General features: G+C 64.6%; 21 protein-coding genes and 4 tRNA genes. 8 read left to right on the top strand and 17 right to left on the bottom strand.

What is annotated here, in order from left to right:
* Positions 1 to 248: 248 nt before the first annotated feature.
* Together RF641_RS01285 and RF641_RS01280 are read left to right on the top strand one after the other, a co-directional pair.
* The gene (locus RF641_RS01285) at positions 249 to 1,760 is read left to right on the top strand and encodes a putative bifunctional diguanylate cyclase/phosphodiesterase (RefSeq protein WP_424572245.1); all 1,512 of its coding nucleotides are present in this window, start codon (positions 249 to 251) and stop codon (positions 1,758 to 1,760) included.
* Positions 1,761 to 1,952: 192 nt separating this feature from the next.
* Positions 1,953 to 2,240, top strand: a complete 288-nt coding sequence (locus RF641_RS01280; protein ID WP_424572244.1) for a hypothetical protein — start codon at positions 1,953 to 1,955, stop codon at positions 2,238 to 2,240.
* A gap of 82 nt (positions 2,241 to 2,322) precedes the next feature.
* Here the strand turns inward: RF641_RS01280 and idi are convergent, their stop codons facing one another.
* The 8 genes from idi to RF641_RS01240 form a co-directional block, all read right to left on the bottom strand.
* Positions 2,323 to 2,844: an isopentenyl-diphosphate Delta-isomerase gene (gene idi / locus RF641_RS01275; protein WP_424572243.1), complete on the bottom strand. Its 522-nt coding sequence runs from the start codon at positions 2,842 to 2,844 to the stop codon at positions 2,323 to 2,325.
* 79 nt (positions 2,845 to 2,923) lie between these two features.
* The gene (locus RF641_RS01270; RefSeq protein WP_424572242.1) at positions 2,924 to 3,784 is read right to left on the bottom strand and encodes a prenyltransferase; all 861 of its coding nucleotides are present in this window, start codon (positions 3,782 to 3,784) and stop codon (positions 2,924 to 2,926) included.
* Positions 3,781 to 4,128, bottom strand: coding sequence for a lycopene cyclase domain-containing protein (locus tag RF641_RS01265; RefSeq protein ID WP_424572241.1), 348 nt, complete (start codon positions 4,126 to 4,128; stop codon positions 3,781 to 3,783). The genes RF641_RS01270 and RF641_RS01265 overlap by 4 nt, the downstream gene beginning before the upstream one ends.
* Positions 4,118 to 4,465, bottom strand: coding sequence for a lycopene cyclase domain-containing protein (locus tag RF641_RS01260; RefSeq protein ID WP_424572240.1), 348 nt, complete (start codon positions 4,463 to 4,465; stop codon positions 4,118 to 4,120). Before RF641_RS01260 ends, RF641_RS01265 begins: the two co-directional genes overlap by 11 nt.
* Positions 4,462 to 6,060, bottom strand: coding sequence for a phytoene desaturase family protein (crtI, locus tag RF641_RS01255; RefSeq protein WP_424572239.1), 1,599 nt, complete (start codon positions 6,058 to 6,060; stop codon positions 4,462 to 4,464). The genes RF641_RS01260 and crtI overlap by 4 nt, the downstream gene beginning before the upstream one ends.
* Positions 6,050 to 7,027, bottom strand: a complete 978-nt coding sequence (locus tag RF641_RS01250; protein WP_424572238.1) for a phytoene/squalene synthase family protein — start codon at positions 7,025 to 7,027, stop codon at positions 6,050 to 6,052. The genes crtI and RF641_RS01250 overlap by 11 nt, the downstream gene beginning before the upstream one ends.
* A gap of 2 nt (positions 7,028 to 7,029) precedes the next feature.
* Positions 7,030 to 8,124, bottom strand: a complete 1,095-nt coding sequence (locus RF641_RS01245; protein ID WP_161449406.1) for a polyprenyl synthetase family protein — start codon at positions 8,122 to 8,124, stop codon at positions 7,030 to 7,032.
* Positions 8,125 to 8,131: 7 nt separating this feature from the next.
* On the bottom strand, positions 8,132 to 8,638 hold the full coding sequence (locus tag RF641_RS01240; protein WP_424572237.1) for a MarR family winged helix-turn-helix transcriptional regulator: 507 nt from the start codon (positions 8,636 to 8,638) through the stop codon (positions 8,132 to 8,134).
* Positions 8,639 to 8,749: 111 nt separating this feature from the next.
* On the opposite strand from RF641_RS01240, the gene RF641_RS01235 reads away from it, so the two are divergent.
* Both RF641_RS01235 and RF641_RS01230 read left to right on the top strand, forming a co-directional pair.
* Positions 8,750 to 9,562 carry a tryptophan-rich sensory protein gene (locus tag RF641_RS01235; RefSeq protein WP_424572236.1) on the top strand — a complete coding sequence of 271 codons (813 nt, stop codon included), beginning with the start codon at positions 8,750 to 8,752 and terminating at the stop codon, positions 9,560 to 9,562.
* Positions 9,559 to 11,037 carry an SDR family oxidoreductase gene (locus tag RF641_RS01230; protein WP_424572235.1) on the top strand — a complete coding sequence of 493 codons (1,479 nt, stop codon included), beginning with the start codon at positions 9,559 to 9,561 and terminating at the stop codon, positions 11,035 to 11,037. The genes RF641_RS01235 and RF641_RS01230 overlap by 4 nt, the downstream gene beginning before the upstream one ends.
* Here the strand turns inward: RF641_RS01230 and RF641_RS01225 are convergent.
* The 7 genes from RF641_RS01225 to RF641_RS01195 form a co-directional block, all read right to left on the bottom strand.
* Positions 11,034 to 11,624 (bottom strand): MarR family winged helix-turn-helix transcriptional regulator, encoded by a 591-nt coding sequence (locus tag RF641_RS01225; protein WP_424572234.1) that lies wholly within the window; start codon positions 11,622 to 11,624, stop codon positions 11,034 to 11,036. The genes RF641_RS01230 and RF641_RS01225 overlap by 4 nt on opposite strands.
* A gap of 156 nt (positions 11,625 to 11,780) precedes the next feature.
* Positions 11,781 to 11,865: transfer RNA gene (locus RF641_RS01220), tRNA-Leu, on the bottom strand.
* 90 nt (positions 11,866 to 11,955) lie between these two features.
* Positions 11,956 to 12,450: a thioredoxin-dependent thiol peroxidase gene (bcp, locus tag RF641_RS01215; RefSeq protein WP_424572233.1), complete on the bottom strand. Its 495-nt coding sequence runs from the start codon at positions 12,448 to 12,450 to the stop codon at positions 11,956 to 11,958.
* Between the two features lie 64 nt (positions 12,451 to 12,514).
* Positions 12,515 to 12,587 (bottom strand) — tRNA-Lys (locus RF641_RS01210).
* A 248-nt stretch (positions 12,588 to 12,835) separates the two neighbouring features.
* Complete coding sequence (locus RF641_RS01205; RefSeq protein ID WP_424572232.1) at positions 12,836 to 16,948, bottom strand: LamG-like jellyroll fold domain-containing protein; 4,113 nt, start codon at positions 16,946 to 16,948, stop codon at positions 12,836 to 12,838.
* A 352-nt stretch (positions 16,949 to 17,300) separates the two neighbouring features.
* Positions 17,301 to 17,373, bottom strand: a tRNA-Lys gene (locus RF641_RS01200).
* Between the two features lie 47 nt (positions 17,374 to 17,420).
* Positions 17,421 to 17,493, bottom strand: a tRNA-Lys gene (locus RF641_RS01195).
* A gap of 172 nt (positions 17,494 to 17,665) precedes the next feature.
* Between RF641_RS01195 and RF641_RS01190 the strand changes: the two genes are divergently transcribed.
* From RF641_RS01190 to RF641_RS01180, 3 genes are all read left to right on the top strand, one after another.
* Positions 17,666 to 18,598 carry a 2-hydroxyacid dehydrogenase gene (locus tag RF641_RS01190; RefSeq protein ID WP_424572231.1) on the top strand — a complete coding sequence of 311 codons (933 nt, stop codon included), beginning with the start codon at positions 17,666 to 17,668 and terminating at the stop codon, positions 18,596 to 18,598.
* Positions 18,599 to 18,775: 177 nt separating this feature from the next.
* The gene (locus tag RF641_RS01185; RefSeq protein ID WP_120990413.1) at positions 18,776 to 20,632 is read left to right on the top strand and encodes an ABC transporter substrate-binding protein; all 1,857 of its coding nucleotides are present in this window, start codon (positions 18,776 to 18,778) and stop codon (positions 20,630 to 20,632) included.
* Positions 20,633 to 20,719: 87 nt separating this feature from the next.
* On the top strand, positions 20,720 to 22,210 hold the full coding sequence (locus tag RF641_RS01180) for a malate:quinone oxidoreductase (protein ID WP_424572230.1): 1,491 nt from the start codon (positions 20,720 to 20,722) through the stop codon (positions 22,208 to 22,210).
* A 90-nt stretch (positions 22,211 to 22,300) separates the two neighbouring features.
* Here the strand turns inward: RF641_RS01180 and RF641_RS01175 are convergent, their stop codons facing one another.
* Both RF641_RS01175 and RF641_RS01170 read right to left on the bottom strand, forming a co-directional pair.
* Positions 22,301 to 22,591, bottom strand: coding sequence for a hypothetical protein (locus RF641_RS01175; RefSeq protein ID WP_424572229.1), 291 nt, complete (start codon positions 22,589 to 22,591; stop codon positions 22,301 to 22,303).
* 1 nt (position 22,592) lies between these two features.
* The gene (locus RF641_RS01170; protein ID WP_424572228.1) at positions 22,593 to 23,060 is read right to left on the bottom strand and encodes a hypothetical protein; all 468 of its coding nucleotides are present in this window, start codon (positions 23,058 to 23,060) and stop codon (positions 22,593 to 22,595) included.
* A gap of 216 nt (positions 23,061 to 23,276) precedes the next feature.
* Here RF641_RS01170 and RF641_RS01165 point away from each other — a divergent pair, with 216 nt between their 5' ends.
* A complete protein-coding gene (locus RF641_RS01165; protein WP_424572227.1) occupies positions 23,277 to 26,735 on the top strand; it encodes an efflux RND transporter permease subunit in 3,459 nt (1,152 codons plus the stop codon).
* The last annotated feature ends 74 nt before the right edge of the window (positions 26,736 to 26,809 follow it).

Raw genomic sequence — 26,809 nt, 5'->3', positions numbered from 1 at the left:
CTTTCGAGACCGGTGGCTAGGACACAGACAGCTGCGGTACCCCACCTAGAAAGACCCGGCAATCCCGATCCAGCGTGCTGCAATCCCCAGAGCAGTGTGCACGTCGTGGCTGCCGCCGGAACCGTTTCCGGACCGGCCTGTCAAACTCCGCACTCTAAAACTACTGACCGTTATGGGCAAAAACAAAAAATAATGTGCTAGAACTCTAGTTGGCTTGGACACAAGCCGGACAATGAAGGGACGCACCTGTGCATGAGTCGGCCGATGACCCGAGGATCAAAGAGCTCATCGACGCAATCCTTCGCACCGCTACCGGGGATTTCAGGACGTTTCTGGAACCCAGCAGCCGGCGCGACGGCATCGATGCGATTATCGTGGGGTTCAACGCCATGTCCGCGCGGCTGTCCGAACTCTATGGCCGGCTCGACGAACAGGTGGTCCGGCGCACCGCCCAGCTCGAATCGGCCGGAGAGCAGCTGCGGATCCTGGCCTACAGCGATCCGCTGACCGGGCTGGCCAACCGGGCGGAGCTGGGCCGGCATCTTGATTCCCAGCTTGCCGAGGTGTCCCGCGGTGAGCCTGCCAGCGCTTTGTTCGTGCTGGACCTCGATTCCTTCAAGCTCATCAACGACACCCACGGCCACCATCTGGGCGACCTGGTCCTGCAGGAGATCACCACCCGTCTGCGGCGCATCGTGCGCGACACCGATGTCGCGGCGCGCCTGGGCGGGGACGAATTCGCGCTGCTGGTGCATCTGGACTCCTCCGATGCCCCGGGCTTTGCCGCACGGCTGCTGGCCGAGCTGAACCAGCCGATGGTTCTGGAATCAATCGTCATCAATCCCGGGGTGAGCATCGGCTACGCCCAAGCGGATGCGTCATTGGATGCCGAGCAATGGATGCAGCAGGCCGACACCGCCATGTACGAGGCCAAACGTTCCAAAACCGACAAGGTCCAGCGTTTCGCGCAGCACATGCTCGTCGAGCGCGTCACCAAGTCCCAGCTGATCGCGGACTTGCGCAGTGCGGTGCGCACCGAGGAGATTTACGCAGACTACCTGCCGATCGTCGATCTTGAAACCTCACGCGTCCTGGCGTATAAAGCCCGTGCCCGGTGGGATCATCCGGAGAAGGGCCTGATCCCGCCTGAGATCTTTGTACCTCTGGCGAAGCAGTCCGGGTTGCTGCCGGCCGTGCGCCACCGCATGGTGCGCAATTCACTGGACGATTTCTCCTCGTGGCGCCGCAGCGGGGAAATTTCCGCGGACTGTCGCCTACATCTGAATATCAACCACATCGCCCTGCGGGAGGATGCCTTCGCCGCGCAGCTGGCCGAGGAGCTGGCTGCACTGCAAATGCCCGCCGCGAACCTGGTCCTGGAGGTCACCGAGGGGCATTTCATCTCGGAAGACGGCGCGGAATTGCGCACCATGCGCAAGCTCAGGGAGCTGGGCATCCAGGTGTATCTCGACAAGTTCGGTGCCGGATACTCGTCCTTCGGCTATCTCGCGAGACTGCCGTTGGGCGGCATCAAGCTCGATAAGTCCCTGACCAATGGCATCGAGACGGATCGGGTCAAGCACGAGGTGCTGCGCGCGATCGTGGCCATGGCCGATGCCCTGGCACTGGATTGCATTGCCGTGGCGGTGCGCACCGACCAGCAGGCGCAGGTGCTGCGGGCACTGGGAGTGGGCACAGCGCAGGGCTACCACGTCGGCGCCTCGGCGAAGCGTGCTTCGCTCCCTCCTGAGCGTGGGTAGACTGGGCATATGCGGGAGCAATCCCCCGGTGGCCTGACTCGCACTCGCGGCACCCGGCGGGGCCCGTTCACACTGAGCATATGGGGATCTATGAATCAATCATCAATGGCCGGAGCGACCGGTACATCCGCGCGGGCGTGGAGCATCACGCGCTTACCGGGAAAACTTCTCGAAGTCACCTTCAGCCCGGGCATGAGCCTCGGCGCAGACGACACCGCGCGTCTGGTGCAGAGCCTGCAGCATCATTCGGGCAGCCATCCAGCGCGGGTGCTGATCAACGTTTCGGGCCTGAGCAATGTCTGCCCTGAGGTCGCAGGGGTCCTGTCCTCCAACTCACGACCCACACGGTTGGCCTTCCTGGGCGAGAGCCTGATGGACGAGGTGCTTGCCGGCTTCATCCTGCCCGAGCTAGACGACGCGATCACCTCGCGCTACTTCACCGCACGGGCCGCCGCGCTGGCGTACCTCGGCCAGCGCTGAGCCGCCGCAACGCCGCTGGGCCCCGGACACGACTGGACGTCGTGTCCGGGGCCAGCTGCGAGCACGGCGGAGTAATGGCGGTTCAGCCGCGAAGGCCGTAGAGGTCCATGTCCGGGGCCTGCGTGACCAGCCACGGGCTGAACGCCCAGGGGGTGGCGGTCATGGCCCTGCCCAGTTGCAGCGGATCCACCCAGTGGTAGTCCATGACTTCATCGGGCGCCGGAGCCAGCTCCGAGTCGATCACCGCGGTGAACACCGGGCAAATCTCGTTTTCCACGATGCCCGAGGCATCAACCGCCCGGTAGCGGTAGTCGGGCAGCACCACGGACAGGCCGCTGATCTTCATGCCCAGTTCGCGTTGGGCGTGGCGGCTGATGGCGTCCTCGAAGGACTCGCCGGGCTGCGGGTGGCCGCAGAAGGAATTGGTCCAGACCCCGGGCCAGGTTTTCTTGTCCAGCGACCTGCGGGTGACGAGCACCTTTCCCTCGGTATTGAGAACATGGCAGGAGAACGCCTGGTGCAGGGCCGTGTCGGTAGTGTGTACAAGTTCCTTGGGACATGTGCCGATGGGTTCGCCGGTCTCTGAAAGCAGGATTACGTCCATGATCTCAACCGTACCCGAGCTTTCGCGGCCACGGGGCCCGGGCTCGCCAGGGCTGCCGGACGCGGCGGTGCCGCGTAGCTCACCCAAAACTCAGCACCGCGATGATCAGCATGGTCAGCAGGAACCCGCAGACGTAGTTGATCCACAGGAACCGCTTCCAGGCCTTGTTGGCGCTCCCCGAGGTCTCATCCGTGACACCCAGGTGGGGCAGGACATTAAGCACGTAGGGAATGGCCAGCAATCCGGCCAGCGCGGGCAGCCCGTCCAGCGAAGCGAACAGCAGGATGCCCGCCGTCAGGTACGCGCCGAGCACCAGGTAGAGCGTGGTCCTTGCCGAGCTGACGGTGGCGATGGATCCCAGCCCGGCCTCGCGGTCCGGGATGATGTCCTGGATGGCCCCCAGCGCGTGGCTGGCGATGCCCCACAACAGGAAGGCGGTGAAGACGAGCCACTGCGCGGCGCCAAGGGCGGTGCCGGCCAGCACCCAGCCGTACACCGCCGGGGAGACGAAGTGCACCGCGCTGGTCACCGAGTCCAGGCCCGGGCGTTCCTTGAAACGCAGCTTCGGCGCGCTGTAGGCGAGCACCGCGGCCAGCGACACCAGCAGCACCAGATTCGAAGCAGCCGTCCCGGCGAGCGCCAGCACCAGCACGAAGGGCGCGGTGGCCAGCAGGCACCAGCGCAGCACCGCCGTGTGCGATTCCTTCGCGAGCAGCGCGCCCTCGACACCGCCCTTGCGCGGGTTGCGCAGGTCCGATTCGTAGTCGAACACGTCGTTGACCCCGTACATCAGCAGGTTGTAGGGAATCAGGAAGAACAGCGTGCCGACCACGAATTTCCAGTCGATTCCGCCGCCGGCCAGCAGGTAGGCGGCGGCGAAGGGGTAGGCGGTGTTCACCCAGGAGATCGGGCGGGAGGTGAGCAGCAGTTCCTTGATCATCGTGCGCTCCTCGCGGTGGGTTCCGGTCTCGTGTCCTGGTCGCGCGGGGCGGCTGAGAGAAGCCACCAGAGCCCGGAGACGAACAGCACCGCGCACACCGGGTAGAAGAAATCCTCGATCGGCGCCAGGCCGATGCGCACGCCGGTCAGCGTGTGCTGGCCGTAGTCGAAGAGCCCGGCGTAGATCATGAGGTTGTCGAAGATGGCGGTCAGCACCACCATGATGGCCAGCGCCGCTCCCAGCTGGCCCGCGACCCGGCGCACCGGGATCCGGCGGACCAGCAGGGCGGCGGCCAGTGTCAGCGCCGCGGCGGCGGTGAACCAGAGGCCGAGTTCAAGAAACATTCTCCGCTCCCTTCCGCTGCAGGCTGCGGCGCAGCCAGGTGGTGGCCACCGGCCAGCCGGTGACCACGATCATCGATGAATAACACAGGAACAGCAGGAAAAAGACTTCTTCCAGCGGGAACTGGTCCCCCACCATCAGACCGGTCATCAGCTCGGACTCGCGGTGCAGGAAGATGCCCCGCTCGATGGCCAGCACGTCCCACAGGACGAAGAAGCCGGTGCCCGCGGCCAGGGCGATCACCGCGCGCACGGGGTGGCGGAAGATGAACAGCTTGCCCTTCGCGTCGCACAGCAGCATGCAACCCAGCAGGGCGATCAGAATGAGCAGGTAGATCATGGGGCCGTCCTGTCCCGGGTCGCGAAGCCTGCCGGGTCCAGCGCGCCCGGGGCGCTGATCCCCTCGACGGCCTTGGCCGCCAGCTCGCCGCTGATCAGGCACATGGGCACCCCGACGCCGGGGCGGACGGTGCTGCCCGCATAGTAGAGCCCGTCGACGGTGGAGCTGCGGTTGGACGGGCGGAACATGGCGCTTTGGCGCAGGGTGTGCGCCAGGCCCAGGGCTCCGCCCCGGTAGGCGCCGTACTGCTGTGCGAAATCCTCGGGGCCGATGCTCTGGCGCACGATGATCCGCTCGCGCAGGTCCGGGATCTTCGCCCAGCGCGACAGCTGGTCGATGGCTGCGTCCGCGACCTGCTCCACGGCCGGGTCCCCCTGCCCGTCGGGTCCGCCGGTTCCCCAGGCGGCCGCAGCCGGGGCGGGAACCAGGATGAACACGTTTTCGCATCCGGCCGGCGCGACGCCGGGGTCGGTGGCGCTGGATTTGCACACGTAGATGCTGGTTTCCCCGCGCAGCGGTTGGCCTTCGCGGATGCGGGCGAAGTTGTCGTCCCAGTCCTTGGTGAACAGCAGGTTGTGGTGTTCCAGCTGCGGCAGCGTGCCGGTGATTCCCAAGCAGAGAAGCACCGCGCTGGGGCCCGGGTCCAGGGATTCGAAGCGCTTGGCCGTGTGGGTGTGCAGCTGCTGCGGCAGCAGCGTGGAATCCAGGTGGCGGGCGTCGGCGGCCCCGATCACCGCGTCGGCCGTCGTGTGCTGTTCCCGGCCTTCGGCGTCGATCCAGCGCACCGCGCGCACCGCAGGCTTGTGTCCATCACGATTCTGGCCGGTGTCGATCCCGGTGGCCGTGGCGCCGAGCTCGATGCGTGCCCCGTGGCTGCGGGCCAGGTCGGCCATCGCGTCGGCCACGGCGGCGAACCCGCCCAGCGGGTACTGCACCCCCTGGCTCAGGTCCAGGTGGCTCATCAGCTGGTAGAGCGCCGGGGTGCGCCGCGGGCTGGAGCCCAGGAACACCGCCGGGTAGCCCAGGATCTGGCGGGCGGGTGTGCTGCAAAAGCGCCGGGCGATGTGCCCGTGCAGGCTGCCGGTCAGCAGCGGAAGCAGCTGCGGCAGGTGCTTGAGGATGCCCGGGCGCAGCAGGCTCCGCGGGTGGTGGAAGTCGTCGTAGAGGAAGTGCTCCAAGGCCAGCTGGTAGCCGGTCGCGGCGCGGGCCAGGTAGGTGTCCAGTTTCGCGCCGCTGCCGGGTTCCAGCTGCTCGAACAGCTCGCGCGCCGCCTGGCCGGTGCCCACGTCCACCGGTTCGGCGTCGTGCTCGAAGAAGGTGCGGTAGCCCACCGGCAGCCGGCGCAGCTGCAATTGCTCCTGCACGCTGCTTCCCATCAGGGCGAACCAGTGCTCGAAAACCTCGGGCATCAGGTACCAGGACGGTCCGGTGTCGAAGCGGAAGCCCTCGCGTTCCAGGCGTCCGGAGCGCCCGCCCACGTGCTCGTGCTGTTCGAGCACGGTGACCTGGTGGCCGCGCGCGGCGAGCAGGCCGGCGCTGGCCAGTCCGGAGAATCCGGCGCCGATGACCACGACGTGCTTGGGTTCAGGCTGCATGCGGTCCCCCGCTCAGCGGAAGCTGCGCCACGTGCGGGGCTTGCCCGGCGGGCCCGGGATTGAGTTCGGGGTCGGGGGCGCGCCAGCGGTGCCCCGTGGCAAGCACGCGGGCGGCGATCAGCGCCTTGCGCGGTGCGGAGACCGAGATGCGCGCGGTGAGCAGCTGCTCTGCCGGGGCCTTGTCCAGCTGGCGGTTCAGCCGGGCGAACAGGTCGTGGGCCATGCGCACCGCGCGGGCCGCGGCCGGCGCCAGATAGGGCAGCCCGGCGCGGGCATGGGCCAGGTCCGTCTCGATGTCCGCCACCAGCTCCCGCTTGCGCGCTTCGGTGAAGTGCTCGGGATCGATGCCCGGGAAGTACACGCGCTCCAGCTGCCGGCTGTCGGTGGCCAGGTCGCGCAGGAAGTTCACCTTCTGGAAGGCGGCGCCCAGGCTGCGCGCGGCGCGTTCGGCCAGCTGCGCCTGCGCGGGCGTCTCAGCCGGGGCCGAGGGCATGGCCCGGAACACCTGCAGGCACATCAGCCCGACCACCTCGGCGGAGCCGTAGATGTATTCGCGCAGGCTCTGCTCGCTGTGCCGGTGCACACTCAGATCCGCGCGCATCGAGGCGAAAAACGGGTCGGTGAGCCTTTCGGTGATGCCGGTCTCGCGGGCGGTGAGCGCGAAGGCGTGCACCACCAGATTCGTGCTGTAGCCGCGCTGCAGGGCCAGGGCCGTCTGCGCCTGCAGCTCGTCCAGGCAGTCGCCCACCGCCTGCGGGTTCAGGCCGGCCTGGCTGGCGACGCCGTCCACCACCTCGTCGGCGAGGCGGACCAGGGCGTAGATGTTCGCGATATGCGCGGCGCTGGCGGCATCCAGCATCCGGCAGGCCAGCGAGAAGGAGGTGGAGTACTCCCCCAGCACCAGCCGGGCGCTGCGGGCCGCGGTGCGGGAGTAGGTCTGCAGGGCGGTGGGTCGGGCCGCGGCCATGCTCACCAGCTCCTTTCCAAGATCAGCCGGGTGCAGTGGTGCAGCCGGTATTGGGCGTCTTCGGGCAGGCGCAAAAAGGCCGCCGAACGGGTGGCTGAAGTGCACAGCTGGCGGGCCAGCTGGCGGGCGAAGGCCTCCGCGTCCTGCTCGGCCATCGCCTGGCGCACCTCTTGCGCTGCGACGTTGCCGGCGCGGAATTCCTGCAGCAGCACCGCGAAACCGGGATTCTCCGCAGCCAGCGAAAGCAGGATGGTGCTTTTGAATTCGCGCAGATCCGAATCGACGGGCTTGCCGGTATCCTGCGGATCGCCGAAGGTGCCCAGCACGTCGTCGATCACCTGGTAGGCGACCCCCAGCTTGGAACCGATGGCTCCGAGCAGCTGCGCCTGCAGCGCATCGGCCCCGGCCAGCAGCGCTCCGGCCTGCAGCGGCAGCTGGAACGAGTAGGCGGCGGTTTTCAGCTCCTCCATGTGCAGCACATCGGCCGTGGTGGCCGGGTGCGGGTGCAGCGAGTAGAGCAGGTCTTCCAGCTCCCCCGCGCCGGCCTGCTCGATGGCCTGGAAGAAGCAGGCTTCGACCTGCTCCTCGTTGTCCAGCCCCGCAGCGGCCCGGGCCGCGACCTTGATGGCTTCGGTCAGCAAAAGGTCTCCGGCGATCAGCGCGGCGCTGTTGCCCACGTGCTCGGCATCGGTGCGGCTGCGCCCGTAGCCGGAGGCCTCGTCGCGGTAGACCGCGGAGATGGTCGGCGCCCCGCGGCGCAGGAAGTCGCGGTCGATGATGTCGTCGTGGATGATCAGCGCGTTGTGCAGCAGCTCGAACGCGCAGGCCAGGTCCAGCGCCCGGCGGCGGTTGCGCCCGCCGAAAGCCTCGTAGCCGAGCATCACCAGGCCGGGTCTGGCCAGCTTGCCGGTAGCCAGCCGCTCGCCCAGCTGGTCCCAGAGCTGCGCCCCGTGCCGCGAGTAGTTGGCGGTCCGCTGGCGAGCCGATGCGGTGAGGTGTCCTAGATGGCCGGAGATTTCCGCCAGCGTCGCGTCATCGGCGAAGGCGACGCTGCGCTGCACCGGCTGCGTGTCCGTGCGGTCTGCATGTGTGGTCATGGTGTCCCTACTTCGCTGGTTCATCGGTCTGCGTCGGTGCCGGCCCGGCGGCCGGCAGGGAGGATGCGGCAAGCTCTTCGCTGGCCTGCCTCAGCAAGTCGGCAACCCGGACGCGGCCGGGCTCGTCGAGCTGTTCACAGAGTCTATGCAGATTGCGCAGCAACGCCAACCCCGGACCTGTACAGTGCGGATAGTTGGCCCCGGGCCCGATCACGGTTCGGCGGCGGTCTGCGCCATGCGCATGCCGGGAGACGAACCCGCGTGATTCAAGCCGGTCAAGCACGGTGGTTGAGCCGGCCGAGGAAAGGCCCAGGTAGCGCCCCAGGGTCCCGGGGCTCACCGGATCCACCGTCCGCAGCAGGTTCAGTGCCCGCAGGTCGGAATCGTTGAGCTCAAGCTGGGAACGGTAACGATTTTGAGCCAGGTCGTAGGACAGGCACAGTTGCTGGACCAGCCGGAAGAGGTCCCCGGTGGAGACTCGCGGGTCGGGCGGAACTTGTGAATTCTCTGGCATGGTATCTCACTTGGTTGATATTTAGCCTGTCTAGATACATCATGGTTTAAGTATTCGGATTTGTCGACTCTTCCCGGAAAGTTTCTCAGCTGACACCCAAGGAGATGGATCATGCAGCAGTCGATAGCAGTCCCCCGCCGGCCAGTCCTGGCGGCCCAAATAGGCACCGCCCTCGCCATTGCGCTGGCCATCTACGGATCATTCCTGGGCAGCGGTGCCGCCGGCGGCACCCCCATCCAGAACGCCGCCGGCGGATACCTCAGCGCGGATGCCACCCTGCTGGCGCCGGCCGGCCCCGCCTTCTCCATCTGGTCCCTGGTCTATGCAGGCCTTGCCGTCTTCGCGGTATACCAATTCACGCCCGCCGGCACCCGATCCGAAACCCTGCACCGGCTGCGCGGCCCGGCTTCGCTGTCGGCCCTGCTGAACGCGGCTTGGATCCTGACCGCCCAGGCCGGATGGCTCGCCGTGAGCGTCGCAGTCATCTTCATCCTGCTGGCGTCGCTGGTCTGGGTCGCCATGCTCCTGCGCACCTACGGCAGCGCGACGCGGACCGAGCACTGGATCATGTGGATCACCTTCGGCGTGTACCTGGGCTGGGTCTGCGTGGCCAGCTTGGCGAACACCGCCGCGTGGCTTTCTTCGCTGGGAGTCGGCGCCAACGCCTCCTGGCCCGTTGCGGCCGCAATCATCCTGCTGATCGTGGCCGCCGCCATCGCCGTGGCGCTGACCGGCTACACCCGGGGCCAGCTGGCTCCCGCGGCGGCTATCGCCTGGGGCTTGGCATGGATCGGGGCCAGCCGGCTGTCGGGAACCAATGAATCCACGCTCGTCGGCATCTCGGCACTGGCCATCGCCGGCCTGGTGCTGCTGGCGGCGCTCGCCGTCGCGGTGCGCGCCCGCAAGGAACGGAGCCTGCCGTGAAGCTGATAGCCGTCACCGGAGCCACCGGCTACATCGGCGGACGGCTGGTTCCGCTGCTGCTGCGCCGAGGACACCGCGTCCGGGTGCTGGCCCGCGACGCCCAGCGGCTGCGCGATGTGCCGTGGCGGGACCAGGTCGAGGTGGTCGAGGGCAGCCTGCAGGATGCCAACGCGGTGGCCGAATTCTGCCGCGGGGCCCACACCGTCTACTACCTGGTGCATTCAATGTCCGGCACCAAAAACTTCATGTCCGACGAGGAACGCTGCGCGCAAACCATGGCCGATTGCGCCAGGAAAGAATCCGTGGCCCAGCTGATCTACCTCTCCGGATTGCACCCGGAGGGCGAACTGAGCGAGCATCTCGCATCCCGGGTGCGGGTGGGCGAGGTGCTCCAGGACAGGAACCCGGATCCGGACGGGCTTCATACCTTGATCCTGCAGGCGGGGCTGGTGATCGGGTCAGGCTCGGCAAGCTTCGAGATGATCCGACACCTGAGCGACGTGCTCCCGGTAATGCCGGCCCCGCGCTGGGTGAAAAACCGGGTGCAGCCGATCGCGGTGCGCGACACCCTGCACTATCTGGCTGCCTGTGCCGAGCTGGACACTCCGGTGAACGACACCTTCGACATCGGCGGGCCGCGCGCCTACAGCTACGCGGACCTCATGCGCATCTACGCCAAGGTGGCGGGGCTGCGCGAGCCGAGGATCTGGGCCTTGCCGGTGCTCACCCCGCAGCTGGCGTCGCACTGGGTCAACCTGGTCACTCCCCTGCCGCACACCCTGGCCACCGCACTGGTCGGCTCGCTGCAGCACGACTGCGTCATGGGTTCGCACCGCATCGATCAGCTGATCCCCCCACCCGAGGGCGGACTGACCGACTACCCGGACGCGGTGCGCCTGGCCCTGGAGAAGATCGCCTCCGATTCGGTGGAGACCAGCTGGGCCACCGCGCATCCGGTCTCGGCGCCGGCCGAGCCGCTGCCCTCGGATCCGCAGTGGGCCGGACGCAAGATCTACATCGACCAGCGGACCATGGAAACACAGGCTGATCCCGCAGACCTCTACCAGGTCATCGGACGCATCGGCGGGGAATCAGGCTATTTCGTGTTCCCGAGCCTGTGGCGGATCCGCGGGCTGATGGACAAGCTCAGCGGCGGGGTGGGCCTATTGCGCGGGCGCCGCTCGCGCAGCACGCTGGCCTTGGGAGATGTCGTCGACTGGTGGCGCGTCGAAGCGCTGGAACGCAACCAACTGCTGCGGCTGCGCGCGGAAATGCGGGTTCCAGGCCAGGCCTGGCTTGAATTCCGCCTGGAGCAGCGGCCCGGCGAGCGGGTGAAGGTCACCCAGCGGGCGATCTTCGTGCCCCGCGGGCTGGCCGGGCGGGCCTACTGGTGGTCGGTGAGCCCGTTCCACGCATTCATCTTCTCCGGCATGCTCAAGAGCATCGTGCAGCAGGCCGAGGGAACGAGCCCCTAGGATTGACCGGCTTCAGGTTCCTTGCCCTGATCATCGAGAACGGTTTGCGCGCCGTTCATGCTGTCTTCCATGGCATCCGAGGTCCGGGCGAGGAACCTGATAATCACCTCGCGCTCGGCGTCGGTGAATTCCCGCGCCACCTCGAACCGCTGCGCATGGTGGCGCCCCACCTGCTGGCGGGCCATCAGGTGCGTCGGCCCGGTGACTTCGATGCACCAAGAGCGGCGGTCGGTGGGATGCGGGCGGCGTGCGACATGCTCGCCCTCGATCAGCCGGTCGATCATCTTGGTGACCGAAGCGCTGGAAATACCCAAATAGCGGGCGAGCTGGCCGGGGGTGACTGCGGTGCCGGCGTGCTTGGCGGAAATCAGCATGCGCAGGGCGCGCATGTCGGTCTCATTGAGCTTCATGAAGCTCTGGGAATTGCGCATGATTTCGCGTTCAAGCCGGCGCATGCGTCCCATCTCGGCCATGATGCGGTCGATCTGCTCCAAGGCTTCCGGGCTCACTCCCTCGCGCTTGATCAGGTTCTGGTCCGGGTCGGATTCCGCCAGACCATACATCGTGGGCAGCTTTCGCTCGTTCACCGTTCCCCCTATCCAATCCATTTCCCGCGCAGTCTCCCATTCGGCCGCGGCCTACCGGCTTTTCTTCGATGGTAAGCCCTGAGGCTTACGGGCATGCTGAAGACTGCGGTGAAATGCGGAAACCCTGCGACCGAAATCGGTTCGCAGGGTTTTCATTGGTGCGAGTAGAGAGACTTGAACTCTCACGTCCGAAGACACTGGAACCTAAATCCAGCGCGTCTACCAATTCCGCCATACTCGCTCGCGCTACACCGGAAAACGGATTTCCGAATGACGACCTCATTTAGTGTAGCGGAAGTGCCAGTCGATAAGAAATCGACTGCACCGGCTATTACTTGGGGTCAATTCCCAAGTCACGGCGGAGCTTTGCGACATGCCCGGTGGCTCGCACGTTGTACTGCGCGAGCTGGACCTTGCCGTCTTCGTCCACCACGATGGTCGAGCGGATCAAACCTTCGTAGACGCGGCCGTAGTTCTTCTTCTCGCCCCAGGCTCCATAGGCCTCGGCGACAGCGTGGTCCTCGTCGGACAGCAGTGGGAAGTTCAGTTCTTCCTTGGCCACGAACTTTTCAAGCTTGGCGACGCCGTCCGGGGAGATTCCCAGCACCTGGTAACCGAGGCCGGTGAGTGACTCGATGGAATCACGGAAGTCGCACGCCTGCTTGGTGCAGCCCGGGGTGGAGGCGGCCGGGTAGAAGTACACGATGGTCTTCTTGCCTCGGTAGTCGGACAGCGAGACAGCGTTGCCGTTCGAGTCATTCAGGGTGAAGTTCGGGGCCAGATCTCCGACGGAGAGTCGTTCGGTTGGTGCTGCGGCGGTGCTCATCGGTTAAACCTCGTTTCGTAGCTATACAAAAAATCCGGCCTGATGAATCAGGCCGGATCTGCTGTGCGCCCTCCGGGACTCGAACCCGGAACCTAATGATTAAGAGTCATTTGCTCTACCAATTGAGCTAAAGGCGCTAACTTCACTCTGACTAGTTATTTTCGAACCGGTCTTTGCGACGTAGATAATCATACGCAGAAGTCGCAGAAAATCAAAAATCGTACAGCAAGGCCCATCGGTCGACATGAAACCGCTAGTCAGATCATCATTCCCGCTTCAGCCACCAGCGCTCGGCAACGGTAAGCGACCAAATATCATCCCGTGTCTTGGAGCACATTCGGCCGCTGGGAGGCCCCGACCTCCCAGCGGCCGAATGCCCGGAACACTACCGGCGGCCGGTCGGGCGGCGTAGTCGCAGCGCAGCAGCTCCAGCGGCGGTCAGAACCAGAGCACCTAGCACGGTCCACACCACGGAGGCTCCTGTCGCGGCCAGAGAGTCGCGCTCATCTGCCCCGCCCTCGGGTTCCTGTCCGGAGTCCTGCTCTCCGTTCTGAGTTCCTTCCACGGCGTTTCCCGAAGGATCGGCGGATGGATCCGCCGACGGTTCTTGGGACGGCCGTTGCTCTTCATCCGGCGCCGGGTCTCCGGACTCCGGAACGGCGGGATGGGTCGGCGACGGCTGCTCCAGGTCCGGTACGTCGGCGCCATCCTCGTCCATGCCGCTGCCCTGGCCGTCGTCAGGATTCTCCGGTTGCTCCGGAGCCGGCGAGCCTTCCACGACCACCGCACGCGAAGCAATGGCCTGGTTGCCGTTGGCATCTTGGACTGTGTAGGTCAGCGCATAGCTGCCCGGCGCGCCCGTATCCACAGATCCGACTATTTCGATATTCTCCGTGACATCGCCATCCGTGTTGTCCACGGCGCTCACGGAGTCCATCGGGTCGAACGCATCTCCCACTGCGAGCGTGGTTCCTTCCGGGATGGTCAGCTCCGGAGCGACGGTGTCGGTACCTGCCGCAGAGGCTGTGAACACACCCGTCTGGCGCACCTGCCCCGGAGCCAGATCCTGTTGAGTCTGCGCATCGACGCTGGTGACGTACCAGGAGTAGACCTCTCCCTCGGTGAGCCCCGCCCAGACGACCGACGCCGGCCAGCCGGAACGCGCCGTCGCTTCACCGATCACCTCGCCCGTGGGCGCCAAGGACATGACGGCATCGGTGCTGAAGCTGGTCTGGCGCGTTTGCAACTGGATCGGCAGGCGAAGCTCGTCCTCGGTGCCGTCGTAGCGGTTTTCATCGTCGTATTCGGTGGCACCGAAATCGCCGAGCATCGGCGAGTAGGTGTCGATTGCCAGCTCGGAGCGCTCGACGTCGAACTGGAGCATACGCAGGTAGCTGGAGCCGAAACGCAGCATGTCCTGCGGGTTGCGCCCGTCGATGCCCGCGAGGCCGAGCTGTTCGGCGCCGACTTCGTAGAACTGGTAATCGGCGAGCAACTCGACGACGTTGTTCTGAGCCTGCCCCACGTCCTTGCGAACCTGGATGCTCACGCCATGCTCGTGGCCGGAAAGCACCAGGAAGATGTTCTTGTTCTTCTCCAGGATTCCTTCGGAGATGCGCTTGCCGTCGTGCGAGTAAGCGGCGCCTCGCCCGTCGGCGTTGATGCTCGGTTTGTTGTAGGCGTGGGTCATGAGCATCGCATTGCGGTCCGGGTACTGCGCAAGCACGTCGTTGGCCCAGGCGATTTCCGCCTCGGTCACATCAAAGCCCAGGTACAGGGCGATGAAGTCCAACCCTCCGGCACTGAACAGGTCGTAGTGGTTGTCGTTATCACCAGGTGCCCAGGACTGGTAGCTGGCCTGCGCCTGCTTCCACCCTTGGCTGTTTTCCAAGGACTCGTAGCGTTCCGGACCGAAGTACTGGTTGTACAAGTTGTCCGGGCCGACATCCTTGCCCGATCGATTGTCATGGTTGCCCGGCAGTACGCCGTTGGGTATGCCGGTCTCGTCCAGTATCCGCTGCGTTTCGGAGGTGAACTCGAATTCGCGTTCGGCGATCCGGCGCTGCGTTTCTTCGTCGGCGTAGACGTCCTTATGCCAGTTCTCCACGATGTCGCCGGTATGGGCGACGTATTCGATCTTCCGCTGTTCGGCATTTTCGGCGATCCAGCGCGGAATCGCGTTGTAGGCTTCGGCCCAGACCTTCTGCTGTTCCGCCGAGTACTCCTGCTCTACTGCGCCTTCGGCCAGGTACTGGGTGTCGGTGAAATGCACCATGGAGAAGTCGTAGCCGTCGGGGTCTTCGAATTCTCCGCGCACCGGCTCATCGAGGTCGTCGGCAAACGGATCGTGGGCCGTGACCAGCAGTTGCGCCTTGCCGTCCGCTACGTGCTCGGCGGAGATCCCTCCGTCCAAGGTCAACAGGCCATCGCTGACACCGCGGCCGCTGGCCACCAGGTCCCAGGCCGAGTTCTGCTGGTTCCAGACGCGCAATTGCGCTTCGCGCTGCGGGTCAAGCTGCCCGCTCCAGCGCACGCTCTGCTCCGCCGCCTTCGCATCGGCTGCCACGGCGAAACGCTGGTATGGAATCGAGCCTTCGCTGGTCGCTTCGCTGGAGAAGAGTGATTCATCTCCGGGAAGAAGCGCTTCCTCGATGCTTTGCGTCCGAGACTTGTCCCCGGCAGCGAAGTCCAGCGTCTCCGGCAGCTGCGAGATGACCCCGGAGGTGCCGCCCTTGGCGATGCTCGTTTCGCCGGCGTAGAAAGTGGAATGCACATCGCCGCCGTCGGGATTGGTGGCGTTGGCCGACAAGGTCACAGTGCCCTTGCCTTGACCGGTCTGAGTGCCGTTGCCTTCGGGGATGCTTCCGGAGGTGAATTCGATCTGCTGCGAGATGCCACGGCCGAACACATCGGTTCCTGAAGCCTCAATGAGGTGTTTGCCTTCAGTCATTCCGGCAATCGGATCGCCGGGTTCAATCGGCTCTCCATCCAGCGTGTATTCCACGTTCGCGCCAACCAGATCCTGGATGTTCCATTCAACCTGGAATTCCGAGGCCTTGGTGATGTTGGAGCCGGCAGCCGGAGTGCTGGACTCGATCCCTGCAGCCAGACCCTTTGAGTGGCCGAGCGCTTGCGCATTCAGCGAAGCGATATGCGGCGGCGCCAACGGCTGGCTATAGATGCGGGCTGCAGCAATCTTCGACTTGCCGTGGAACTGCACGTTGCCATTGGATGAATCGGCGCCCAGCACGAAGTTGTGCGCTTCGGGTTTCGGCGGCCAGGTGACGGTGGAACCGCTGGTTTCCTGGGCCGCGACGAGCTTTCCGTTGAGGTAAAGCTTGATCTGCTTGCCGTCGAAGACTCCGACTGCGTGGTACCAGCGACCGCTCTCAATCGCTGCGGTCGCCGAGCGATAGGCGCCGGTATGCAGCATGAAGGACAGCTTGTCGCCGACCAGACTCAGCGAGAATCCCCCTGCTTCCTTGTTGGAGCAGAGGTTCTTTTCACCGGTAGCCGTGGTGTCGCCGTCGTAGCGGAAGACGCATTCCAGGGTCATCCCCTGGGAAAGCGACTCGTATTGGTCTCCCAGGGGGTAGGCCAGTGCGTCATTTTGCCCGTCGAAGCTGGCCACGTGCTTGCCCATCGCGCCGTCCTTCGCAATGACCGGCTCGTCATAGATGTCCGCCTTCACACCGCGGGAACTATCGATGCTTGAACCGTCCGCGAAATCGATATTCAATACGTCTGCCTCAGGCGCTTCGGGCATGGTGTGGAATTCATCGCTTAGTGACAGAGCTTGGGCGGCTGGCAACGCCTCGCTGTAAAGTCGCGCCTGCCCCAGCACGACATCGGCGAAAGCCTCGCTCTTTCCGACGGCGCTATCCGCTCCAATCACCATATTCTGCGCCCGCGGATCGACAGGAGTCATGGTGCCGGCTGCGGGGGTTTCAGCCACCATCTGGCCATCCACATAGAGCTTGATGGACTTGCCGTCGAAGGAGCCCACCACGTGATACCACTGGTCAGTGCGTAGCGAGGTGGAAACACGCTTATAGGAGCCATCCACATGCAGCATGAAGTCGAGTTTGCTGTTCTTGGCAGTCAGGGCGAAGCCGCCACCCTGCTTGTTGCCGCAAAAGGTCACTTCCTTGGAAGGCAGTTCTCCATCGAATTTCACGGAGCACTCAACGGAGAACGAATCAGCAAGCTTGTCGTAATCCGCCTCGGCCAACTCGTAGGAGTAGGCATCATCAGCACCGTCGAAATCGGCGCTAATTCTGCCGTTCTGCTCGTCGACCTGTAGCGACGGTGCACCAAAAGTACGCAGAATTCTTCCCTGGGCCTGATCCTCAGCGGACTTCGTAGAGAAGTCGACATTCAATAGGTCAGCTGTCACCGTGCTCGGTGCCGCCCATGCAGCGGGAGCCAGCCCCACACCAGTAGTCAGCACCGAAGCGCCTACGAGCAACGAAGCGAGAGTCGTAGATTGAGTTTTCATGGTCTCTTTTCTTTACGAGGTACGAGCCGGGTACCTTGGCAAAGCTACGGAGGCCAATCGAACTCAAGATGTTAATTCACGAATATCGAGTGACTTAACGATTAATCTTCACTAACGAGCACTACCTGTGCACTTAAAGTGCGAAGTGAATTGGAGATTCATTCCGAAAATTTCCTGAAGTTCTGCGGAAGAGTCAATGAAAACTGTTATTTTTGATCAGAATATTGTTAATTTCACGGGCATCACCGCTGCGTGGCCGATGGCGGGAAACAACGCAACCTGCAAGTCGTCGCCCCAAGGAGAACCTCGGGTAGATAACACAAAAGGCCAGACCTAAGTCTGACCTTGCTTGTGCGCCCTCCGGGACTCGAACCCGGAACCTAATGATTAAGAGTCATTTGCTCTACCAATTGAGCTAAAGGCGCATATTCATTTGTGTAAACAATGACTTCTAGAACAAAGAAATTGTTCGTGCGCCCCCCGGGACTTGAACCCGGAACCTAATGATTAAGAGTCATTTGCTCTGCCAATTGAGCTAGAGGCGCCCGCTGCGATGTTCTAGAAGCTTTTGGGCTTCGCGCTTTCGCAACGAGATAAAACTCTACCAGCTTTTGAGCTTCGCGCAAATCGAGAGCCCTCTTTTCTGCGGTGAGCTTCATTACATGAGATGACTAGGGGTTACTACCACCGCGACCACGGACTTTGTAGAGTGAATTCATGACTACCCAACGCACGGTTTCCTTCCCCACCCAAGAGCTGCTCGACGCCGTGGGAGAACTGCCCGCGAACCTGAAACCGGTTATTTGGGACCTCGAATCAGACCCGGATTCACCGCTGGAAGACATCGACATCGCGATCTTCCCTTATATGGCAGATCCGGAATTCCTGAAGAATGTCCGCAGAGCCGAGAATGTCTCGGTAGTGCAGACCCAGACGACCGGTTATGACGGAATGGTCGACATGATCGGCGACCGCGCGAAAATCAATACCGCATCGGGCGTGCACGCCGCAGCGACCGCGGAGATCGCCCTCGGGCTGGCCCTCGCATCGCTGCGCGGATTCCCGACCTCCGTCCGCGACCAGGACCATGGACAGTGGAATCCGATGCGCTGGCCGGGCTTGGCCGACCGCACCGTCGGCCTTGTAGGTGTCGGCGGCATCGGCGAGGAAATCCGCAAGCGGCTGGACCCCTTCGAGGTGAACCTGCTGCGTTTCGGCTCGACCGCGCGCACCGACGAGCACGGAGAGGTTTACAGCACGGAGCAGCTGGCCGACTTCGCAGGCCAGATCGAGGTATTGATCCTCATCGTTCCGCTGAACGACTCAACCCATCACCTGGTCGACGCCGAGCTCATGGCGAAGCTGCCGGACGGGGCGACCATCGTCAACGTCGCCCGCGGACCGGTGGTCGACACCGACGCGCTGGTCGCCGAGGTCTCCAGCGGACGACTGAACGTCGCCTCCGATGTCTTCGACCCGGAGCCGCTGCCGTCGGACCACCCGCTGTGGAAGTGCCCCAACGCGTTGATCACCCCGCACAACGGCGGCAACACCCAGGCGTTCTTCCCGCGGATGGTGAAGCTGCTCAAGCGCCAGCTGCAGGCCTGGTCCCAGGGGCAGGACGGCGAGAATCTGGTGCACCGCCCCTAGCCACGAGCTATTGCTAACATTTTGATCTCATTGGCGGCATCCCCGGCAGGTTCACGGGGTGCCGCCAGTTCGTTGCGCTATCTTTGATAGATATCCCTGAGCATCCCGCGGTCCTTGCGCACTCGCACAATGCCGTCGCGGTGCGCCTCGGGGAGCCCTGCCTGCCAGATTAGGAAGTTGAGCCGCATCGTGCCCGAAAAGCCGCAAAACCTCGTCTCACGACGCGCATTGTTGACCGGCACCCTGGCGAGCACAGCCCTGGCCCTCACCGCTTGCACCCCGTCGCCGAACAGCTCCGCGACGGCTTCGCCGACGGCCACCGAGGCGGCCGCCGAGGTTCCGCGCACCCTGCGCCTGGCGGCCCCCGCTCCCCCGTCGGGACTCGATCCGGCGATCACCGGTGACAACGAGTCCTTCCGCATCTCGCGGCAGATCTACGAAACGCTGATCTCCATCGACGCCAACACCGGCAGCCCGATCGCCGGCCTGGCCGAATCCTGGACCCAGTCCCAGGACGGGCTCACCTATACCTTCACCCTGCGCCGGGGAGTCCTCTTCCACGACGGCACCGAGATGGACGCCGAAGCGGTGGTTGCGAACTTCACCCGCTGGGCCTCGCTGCCCCGGGAGCTCTCGGACTACTCCAGCCAGGGCTTCACCGACGTCTTCCACCACGTGGACGACATCCCCAAGCTCCCTTCCGAAAAAGACCTGCAGCTCAAGGTCGACGATGAGAACCCACCCACCGAACGCGACCTGGCCGCGCAACAGCAGCGTTTGGAGCAGCTCGCGGCACTGAAGCCGATCTTCGAGCAGGAGCTGTTCACCGGCAAGTCCTCCGCCGGCAGCGCCAGCTACTTCGGCTCGGTCAAGGCCACCAGCAAGTACCTGGTGACGCTGACGCTGCGCCGCCGCCTGCCCATGCTAATCGACGCGCTGTCGCTGCCCGGCATGGCCATCGCCGCCCCGTCCACGCTGACCGGCGGCCCCAAGGCGAACCCTGCCAAGTCCCTGCTGACCGCACCGATGGGCACCGGCCCCTACCGCTTCATCTCGCACAAGGACCAGACGGTGCGGCTGGAGCTCTTCAAGGACTACTGGAACCGCGGACGCCTTGAGGCGAACAGCCAGCACCCGCAGGTGGCGCTCATTTCCTCCGTGCCTTCCCCCTACAACCGCGAGAACGCCATGAGCGCGGACGAGATCGACGGCTTCGACCTGGTGTCCGTGGACGTCATGCGCGACCTGGTGCGCAGCGCCAAGCTGGTGGTGCAGCGCGACCCGTTCTCGGTGCTCTATCTGGGCATGGACCTGCGCAACAAGTGGCTGGCCAAGCGCGAGTTCCGCCAGGCCATCGCGCACGCCGTGGACAGCGGCCAGCTGGCCGGCAAGCTGTTCATCCAGGGCACCAAGGCCGCGGCGAGCATCATCCCGCCGGCGCTGTCGGTGCCGGAACCCGAGGCGCGCTACAACCACGACGAGAACACCGCCCTCAAGCTGCTGGAACAGGTCGGCTACCGGGGCGAGGAGATCGAGTTCGCCTACCCGCTGCGCGTCTCGCGGAACTACCTGCCGCTGCCCGAGCGCGTTTTCGCCCAGCTGGCCGAGGACCTGGCCAAGGTCGGCATCCGGATCCGTCCGCGCCCGATTCCGTGGACCGAAGGCTACGTGGACACCGTGCGCTCGAACCGGTTCACCGGCCTGCACCTGCTGGGCTATTCCGGCGGCTATCGCAGCGAGGATGATTTCCTATCGGGCATCCTGTCCAGCAAGGCCAATGAATTCGGCTACAGCTCGGCGTTACTTGACTCACAAATCCTCGCCGCCCGCTCGCTGGATCGGGGCGAGGAGCGCACTGCCGCCTATGCCGCAATCCTGCAGACGCTGAACTACGACCTGCCGCTGCTTCCACTGGTATTCCCCATTTCGGCGCTGGCTTTCAACCCCAACGTGGCCTTCTACCCGTCCTCGCCGATGCTCAACGAGTGCTACGCCGATGTCCAGATGAGCAATTCACCGGCTATCTCAAGTTAGCCACCACTGACCCATCTTAGTCAGTTAAGGATTTCTAACCGGCGGGGATATAGGTCTACTCTGGGTTAGAGCAAAGTATCACTGTCGATGGAGATCCTCGTGCCTTCTGTAACGTCAACCGAATCTTTTGACGTAGTACTAATTGGAGCCGGCGTCATGAGTGCCACGTTGGGCACCCTGATCAACCAGCTGGAACCAACCTGGTCTATCGGACTTTTCGAAAACCTTGACCAGGCCGGGCTGGAATCCTCCTCCCCGTGGAACAACGCAGGCACCGGCCACTCGGCACTGTGCGAGCTGAACTACACCGCGGCGAAGGCCGACGGTTCCGTGGATCCCGCCAAGGCCATCGGCATCAACGAGCAGTTCCAGATCTCCCGCCAGTTCTACTCGTGGGCAGTTGAAAACAAGCGCGTGGCAGGCAACGGCTTCATCAACGCCCTGCCGCACATGTCCTTCGTCATCGGCGAAGACCACTCCAAGTACCTGCAGACCCGCTACGACGCCCTGAAGCCGAACGTCCTGTTCGACGAACTGGAAATCACCAACGATCTGGACACCATCAACGAGTGGACCCCGCTGGTCGCCAAGGGCCGCGACCAGTCGCAGAAGGTTGCAGCTTCCCGCGTAGTCTCCGGCACCGACGTTGACTTCGGTCGACTCACCGCCGACCTGACCAACTCGCTGGGCGCAGCTGGCGCCTCGATCAACTTCGGCCACAAGGTCAAGAACCTCAAGCGCGACGGCGCCGGCTGGGAACTGACCGTCAAGGACAAGGCCTCGGGCGCGGTCAAGACCGTGAAGGCCAAGTTCGTGTTCGTCGGCGCCGGCGGCGGTGCGCTGCCGCTGCTGCAGAAGTCGGGCATCGACGAGATCAAGGGCTTCGGCGGCTTCCCGGTATCCGGCCAGTTCCTGCGCTGCACCGATGAGACCATCATCAACCAGCACCACGCCAAGGTCTACGGCCAGGCTTCGGTCGGCGCCCCTCCGATGTCGGTTCCTCACCTGGATACCCGCTTCGTCGACGGCAAGCGTTCGCTGATGTTCGGCCCGTACGCCGGCTTCTCCATGAACTTCCTGAAGTCCACCGGGCAGATGGACCTGCCGCTGTCGCTGCGCCCGCACAACATCATCCCGATGCTTGCAGTGGCCAAGGACAACATGGACCTGACCACCTACCTGATCAAGGAAGTGCTCAAGTCCCGCGCCAAGAAGGACCTGTCGCTGGCAGAGTACTTCCCTCAGGCCGACGGCTCCAAGTGGGAGCTGATCACCGCCGGCCAGCGCGTGCAGGTCATCAAGAAGGATGCCAAGAAGGGCGGCGTCCTGCAGTTCGGCACCGAGGTCATCACCTCCTCGGACGGCACGATCTCGGGCCTGCTGGGTGCTTCCCCAGGCGCATCGACCGCCACCCCGATCATGATCGGCCTGCTCTCGCGCTGCTTCCCGAAGCAGTTCGCTGGCTGGGAGTCGAAGCTGAAGGACATCGTTCCTTCCTACGGCCAGAAGCTGAACGAGAACCCGGCGCTGTACGCCGAGGTCAAGGCAGCCACCGACAAGGCGCTGGGACTGAACTAGTCGCCGCCTAAACTGATGGCCCGCACACCAGCTGGTGTGTGGGCCATCAGTCGTTTCCGCCAGCACCGCATTGCTCGGAAGACAACAAATTCAGGAAGCACGCCGGTATTCCAGATGCGGCCGCAGCTGGAGCAGTACATCGATATAGTTCTCATTCGGCATTTTCAGCCTCTTGTTGAGGTCGGCCACGAATTCCGCATCTTTCGCCAGGCTGCGCAATCTCGAAATCGGAAGCGGCTTGCTCAACTGAACACCACGGCTATCCAACACCACGAAGATGCCGGGCTCGACTTCGTCCAATGTCAGCGCCAGCTCCGGCGTATCGGTATTGCCCACTGATCGTGAGGTCATGGCCCACTCACCTTCTTCATGTGCTTCCATGTTATTCCTTTTCAGTTTCGCGCTGGTGGTCAGTTCGGCTGTGGCCTTCCGCTGACGGGTTGCTCAGGTCTTCAACAACGAACTCAGCCGCAATCAGTTCGGAAGCCAGCGACCTGACTATCGCCAGCTCCGCCCGGTTCACATGCCACCGGGTTCTTGCCCTCCATCCGTATTTCACCATGTCCTTGCCGTTCTTCCACGCAAGCTCAGGCGCAGCAGTTCCGGCCTGGACCTTCAACAAGCTTATTCCCGTGGCATGCAAGGCCTGGTTCTCGCTATCGAGAAGCAGGATCGCATATTCAACATGTTTCCACCATTGGTCAGCATGATCCACGCGAGTCCGCAGTCGCAAGGTACGAACGGCGGCCCACGCCGCGGCTGCCGCAACTATCGGGGCAACCGCCGGCGCAAACTTGCCCAGGCCCTCAATGCCGGGCCCCATCCATTCCCAGAGAGAATCGATCTCCATCCCTGCATGGTATTCGGATAATTGGCACCCGGAAATTGTTTATCCACAGCAGCCGGTGCCGAACGCCCGGCTGGCTAGGCAACCCGTCGCCGCAAGTATCCTCCATTCGGATGATCTTCGGCTTAAACGCCCTCGGATTTTCGGCAGTTTTCGGCCGACGAACTAGAGTTAAACTAATCCCACCCCATTTCGCGACACCGCTAGGACCATACCCGCATGCAGCGCTTGGCCATCTTGTCTCTGAAAAACCGGGCGCTCATCGCGCTGGTCACGGTCTTTGCCGCCGTCTTCGGCGTCATCTCCATGAGTTCACTCAAGCAGGAGCTCATACCCTCCCTCGAGTTCCCGCAGATCTCCGTCATGGCCACCCAGACGGGCGCGAGCCCCGAGGTCATCGACGAGCAGGTCGCCGGCCCGCTGGAGACCGCCCTGCAGGCGGTGGAGGGCCTTGAGTCCTCGACCGCGACCTCGCAGACCGGCTTCACCCGCATCTCGCTGATGCTTGAGTACGGCACGGACATGGACCGCGCCCGCTCCCAGGTGGACCGCGCGATCGCGAACGCCAAGTCCAGCCTGCCGGAAGACGTGGAGCCCACGGCCTTCGCCGGCTCGATCGCCGACTTCCCGATCATGCAGATGGCGATCTCCTCCGACAAGTCGCTTCAGGCGCTGAATGACGACGTCGAACGCATTATGCTGCCCAAGCTGCAGAAGATCGACGGGGTGCGCGAGGCCTCCGTCTCCGGCGGCGCCTCCCAGCACATCGCGGTGATCCCGGACGACGCGAAGCTGCGCGCCGCCGGGCTGACGGTGGCGGATCTGAAGGACGGCATCGAGAACGCCGGTTCCCCGATGCCCATCGGCACCCTGGACGTGGACAACCTGACCCTGCCGGTGATCGCCGGCTCCGCCCCGGACACGCTGGCGGCGATCAAGGAAATCCCGCTGCCGACCGACAAGGGCCCGGTGCTGCTGCAGGATGTCGCCAAGGTCTCGGTGCAGGCCGATACGGCCACCAGCATCACCCGCACCAACGGCGCCGAAACCCTGTCGGTGGCAATCACCAAAACCCCGGACGGGGACACCGTGGGCCTGTCCCACGAGATCACCGGCATGCTCGACGAGCTGCAGGCGGAGCTCGGCTCCAATGCCAAGATCACCACCATCTTCGACCAGGCCCCGTTCATCGAGTCCTCCATCGAGTCGCTGACCACCGAGGGAGCGCTGGGCCTGGGCTTCGCGGTGCTGGTCATCCTGGTCTTCCTCTTCTCCATCCGCTCCACCCTGGTCACCGCGATCTCCATCCCGCTGTCTCTGATGGTCACCTTCATCGGCATGAACGCCGGCGGCTACACGCTGAACATGCTGACCCTGGGCGCGCTGACCATCTCGATCGGCCGCGTGGTGGACGACTCGATCGTGGTCATCGAGAACATCAAGCGCCACCTGGCGCACGGCGAATCCAAGTCGCAGGCGATCCTGCTGGCCGTGAAGGAGGTCGCCGGGGCCATCACCGCCGCGACGCTGACCACCGTTGCGGTGTTCCTGCCGATCGCGCTGGTCGGCGGCATGGCCGGCGAGCTGTTCCGCCCGTTCGCGATGACCATGACCATCGCGCTGCTTGCCTCGCTGGTCGTCTCGCTGACCATCGTGCCGGTGCTTGCCTATTGGTTCCTGCCGCACCGCCCGGGCAGCGCCGCCACCCACACCGTGCACCTGGCCGAGGACAAGTCCTGGATGCAGCGCGCCTACGCCCCGGTGCTGCGCGGCACCCAGAAGCACCCGGTCATCACGCTGCTGGCCTCCGTGCTGATCCTGGCCGGCACCGTGGCGATGACCCCGCTGCTGCAGACCAACCTGCTGGGCAACACCGGGGAGAACTCGATCTCCATCACCCAGAAGATGGCCCCGGGCACCTCGCTGGAAACCACCCGCAAGGAAGCCGAGAAGGTCGAAAGCGTGCTGCGCCAGACCGAGGGCATCACCGACGTGCAGATGACCGTGGGCTCGGCCAGCGGCTTCGCGGCGATGTTCTCCTCCGGTTCGGACACCGCGAACTTCACCGCGATCACCGACCCCGACGCCGACCAGCTGGCCCTGGCCGACACCGTGCGCGCCGAGCTGGATACGCTCACCCTGCCCGAGGACTCGTCCCTGAAGTTCTCCGGCAGCTCAGGGGGCATGATGTCCTCCGACGTGACCGTGGAGGTGAAGGCCCCGAACGAGGACATCCTGCGCGATGCCACCGCCAAGGTCAGCCAGGCCATGGAGGGCACCGAGCACGTCACCCAGCTCAGCGACAACCTCTCCGCGATGCGCGAGCAGGTCAGCATCGACATCGATGCGAAGAAGGCCGCCGCAGCCGGGCTGACCGAGACCGAGCTGTCCGGGATCGTCGCCTCCCAGGTCTCCCCGGTGCCGGCCGGCACGCTGCGCCTGGAATTCACCGACATGAGCGTGCTGATCGGCGAGGGCATGGACTTGACCTCGCTGAAGGAGCTGCAGGAGCTGCAGATCCCGACCGCCTCCGGCGTGAAGCAGCTGCAGGACCTGGCCACGGTGGAACGCACCGACGTGGTCCGCCAGGTCACCACCTCCAACGGCCAGCGCATCGCCACGGTGTCGCTGACGCCGCAGGAGAACATGCTCGGCTCGGTCTCCCAGCAGGTCACCGAGCGCCTGGCCGACGTGGAGCTGCCCGAGGGCGCGACCGCGCAAATCGGCGGCGCCGCCACCGAGCAGGCCGAGTCCTTCAACCAGCTCTACCTGGCGCTGCTGGCGGCCGTGGCGATCGTCTACGTGATCATGGTGGCGACCTTCAAGTCGCTTATCCAGCCGCTGATCCTGCTGGTCTCCATCCCGTTCGCCGCCACCGGCGCGATCGGCCTGCTGCTGGCCACCGGCATCCCGCTGGGCCTGCCGTCGCTGATCGGCATGCTGATGCTGGTGGGCATCGTGGTCACCAACGCGATCGTGCTGATCGACCTGATCAACCAGTACCGCCATGCGACGCCCGAACGCGCGGCGATGAGCCTGCAGGACGCGATCACGCACGGCGCCCGCCAGCGCCTGCGCCCGATCCTGATGACCGCGCTGGCCACCATCTTCGCGCTGATGCCGATGGCGCTGGGCCTCACCGGGCAGTCAGGCTTCATCTCGCAGCCGCTGGCCGTGGTGGTCATCGGAGGCCTGGTCTCCTCCACCCTGCTGACCCTGGTACTGGTGCCGGTGCTCTACCACCTGGTCGAATCCCGCAAGGAGCGCTCCGCCCAGCGCCGTTTTGCCCGCCGCGACGCGCAGCGCCAGGCGACCTCGGCTGAGGACCTGGCAGCTGCCATGGACGGCGCGACCGCGCGCATCATCGCGCCGGGTCGGGACAGCGAGTCCGGCCAGCTCGGCGTCGCGGCCAAGCCCGGCAAGTCAGACAAGCCGGCCAAGCCGGCCAAAGCCCCGAAGCAGCCGAGGAAGCAGTCCGGCGCGGATGCGGTTCCCGCGCCGAAGTCCGCTTCCGAGGCGGCCAAGGAAAGCGGCCAGATCGTGAACCCGGCGACCGGCCAGTTGCCGCTCTCCCGCAAGGAACGCAAGGAATTCGAGCAGATGCTGCGCGGATCCGCGCAGGACCAGCCAGATTCCGGGGATCCCGGCGCTTCCGGGGAACCGGGCACGCGCCGCTAGGTCGCGGCGAGCAGAAGCCAGGGCGGGTGCATCGAATGGTGCTCCCGCCCCGGCTTTGCCGTGCACGGACCCTG

This window comes from Arthrobacter sp. 'calajunan' (assembly GCF_046940185.1).
Taxonomy (GTDB): domain Bacteria; phylum Actinomycetota; class Actinomycetes; order Actinomycetales; family Micrococcaceae; genus Glutamicibacter; species Glutamicibacter soli.
Note: the sequence above shows the minus strand (reverse complement) of the source record. Positions and strands in the feature narration are given on the sequence as shown.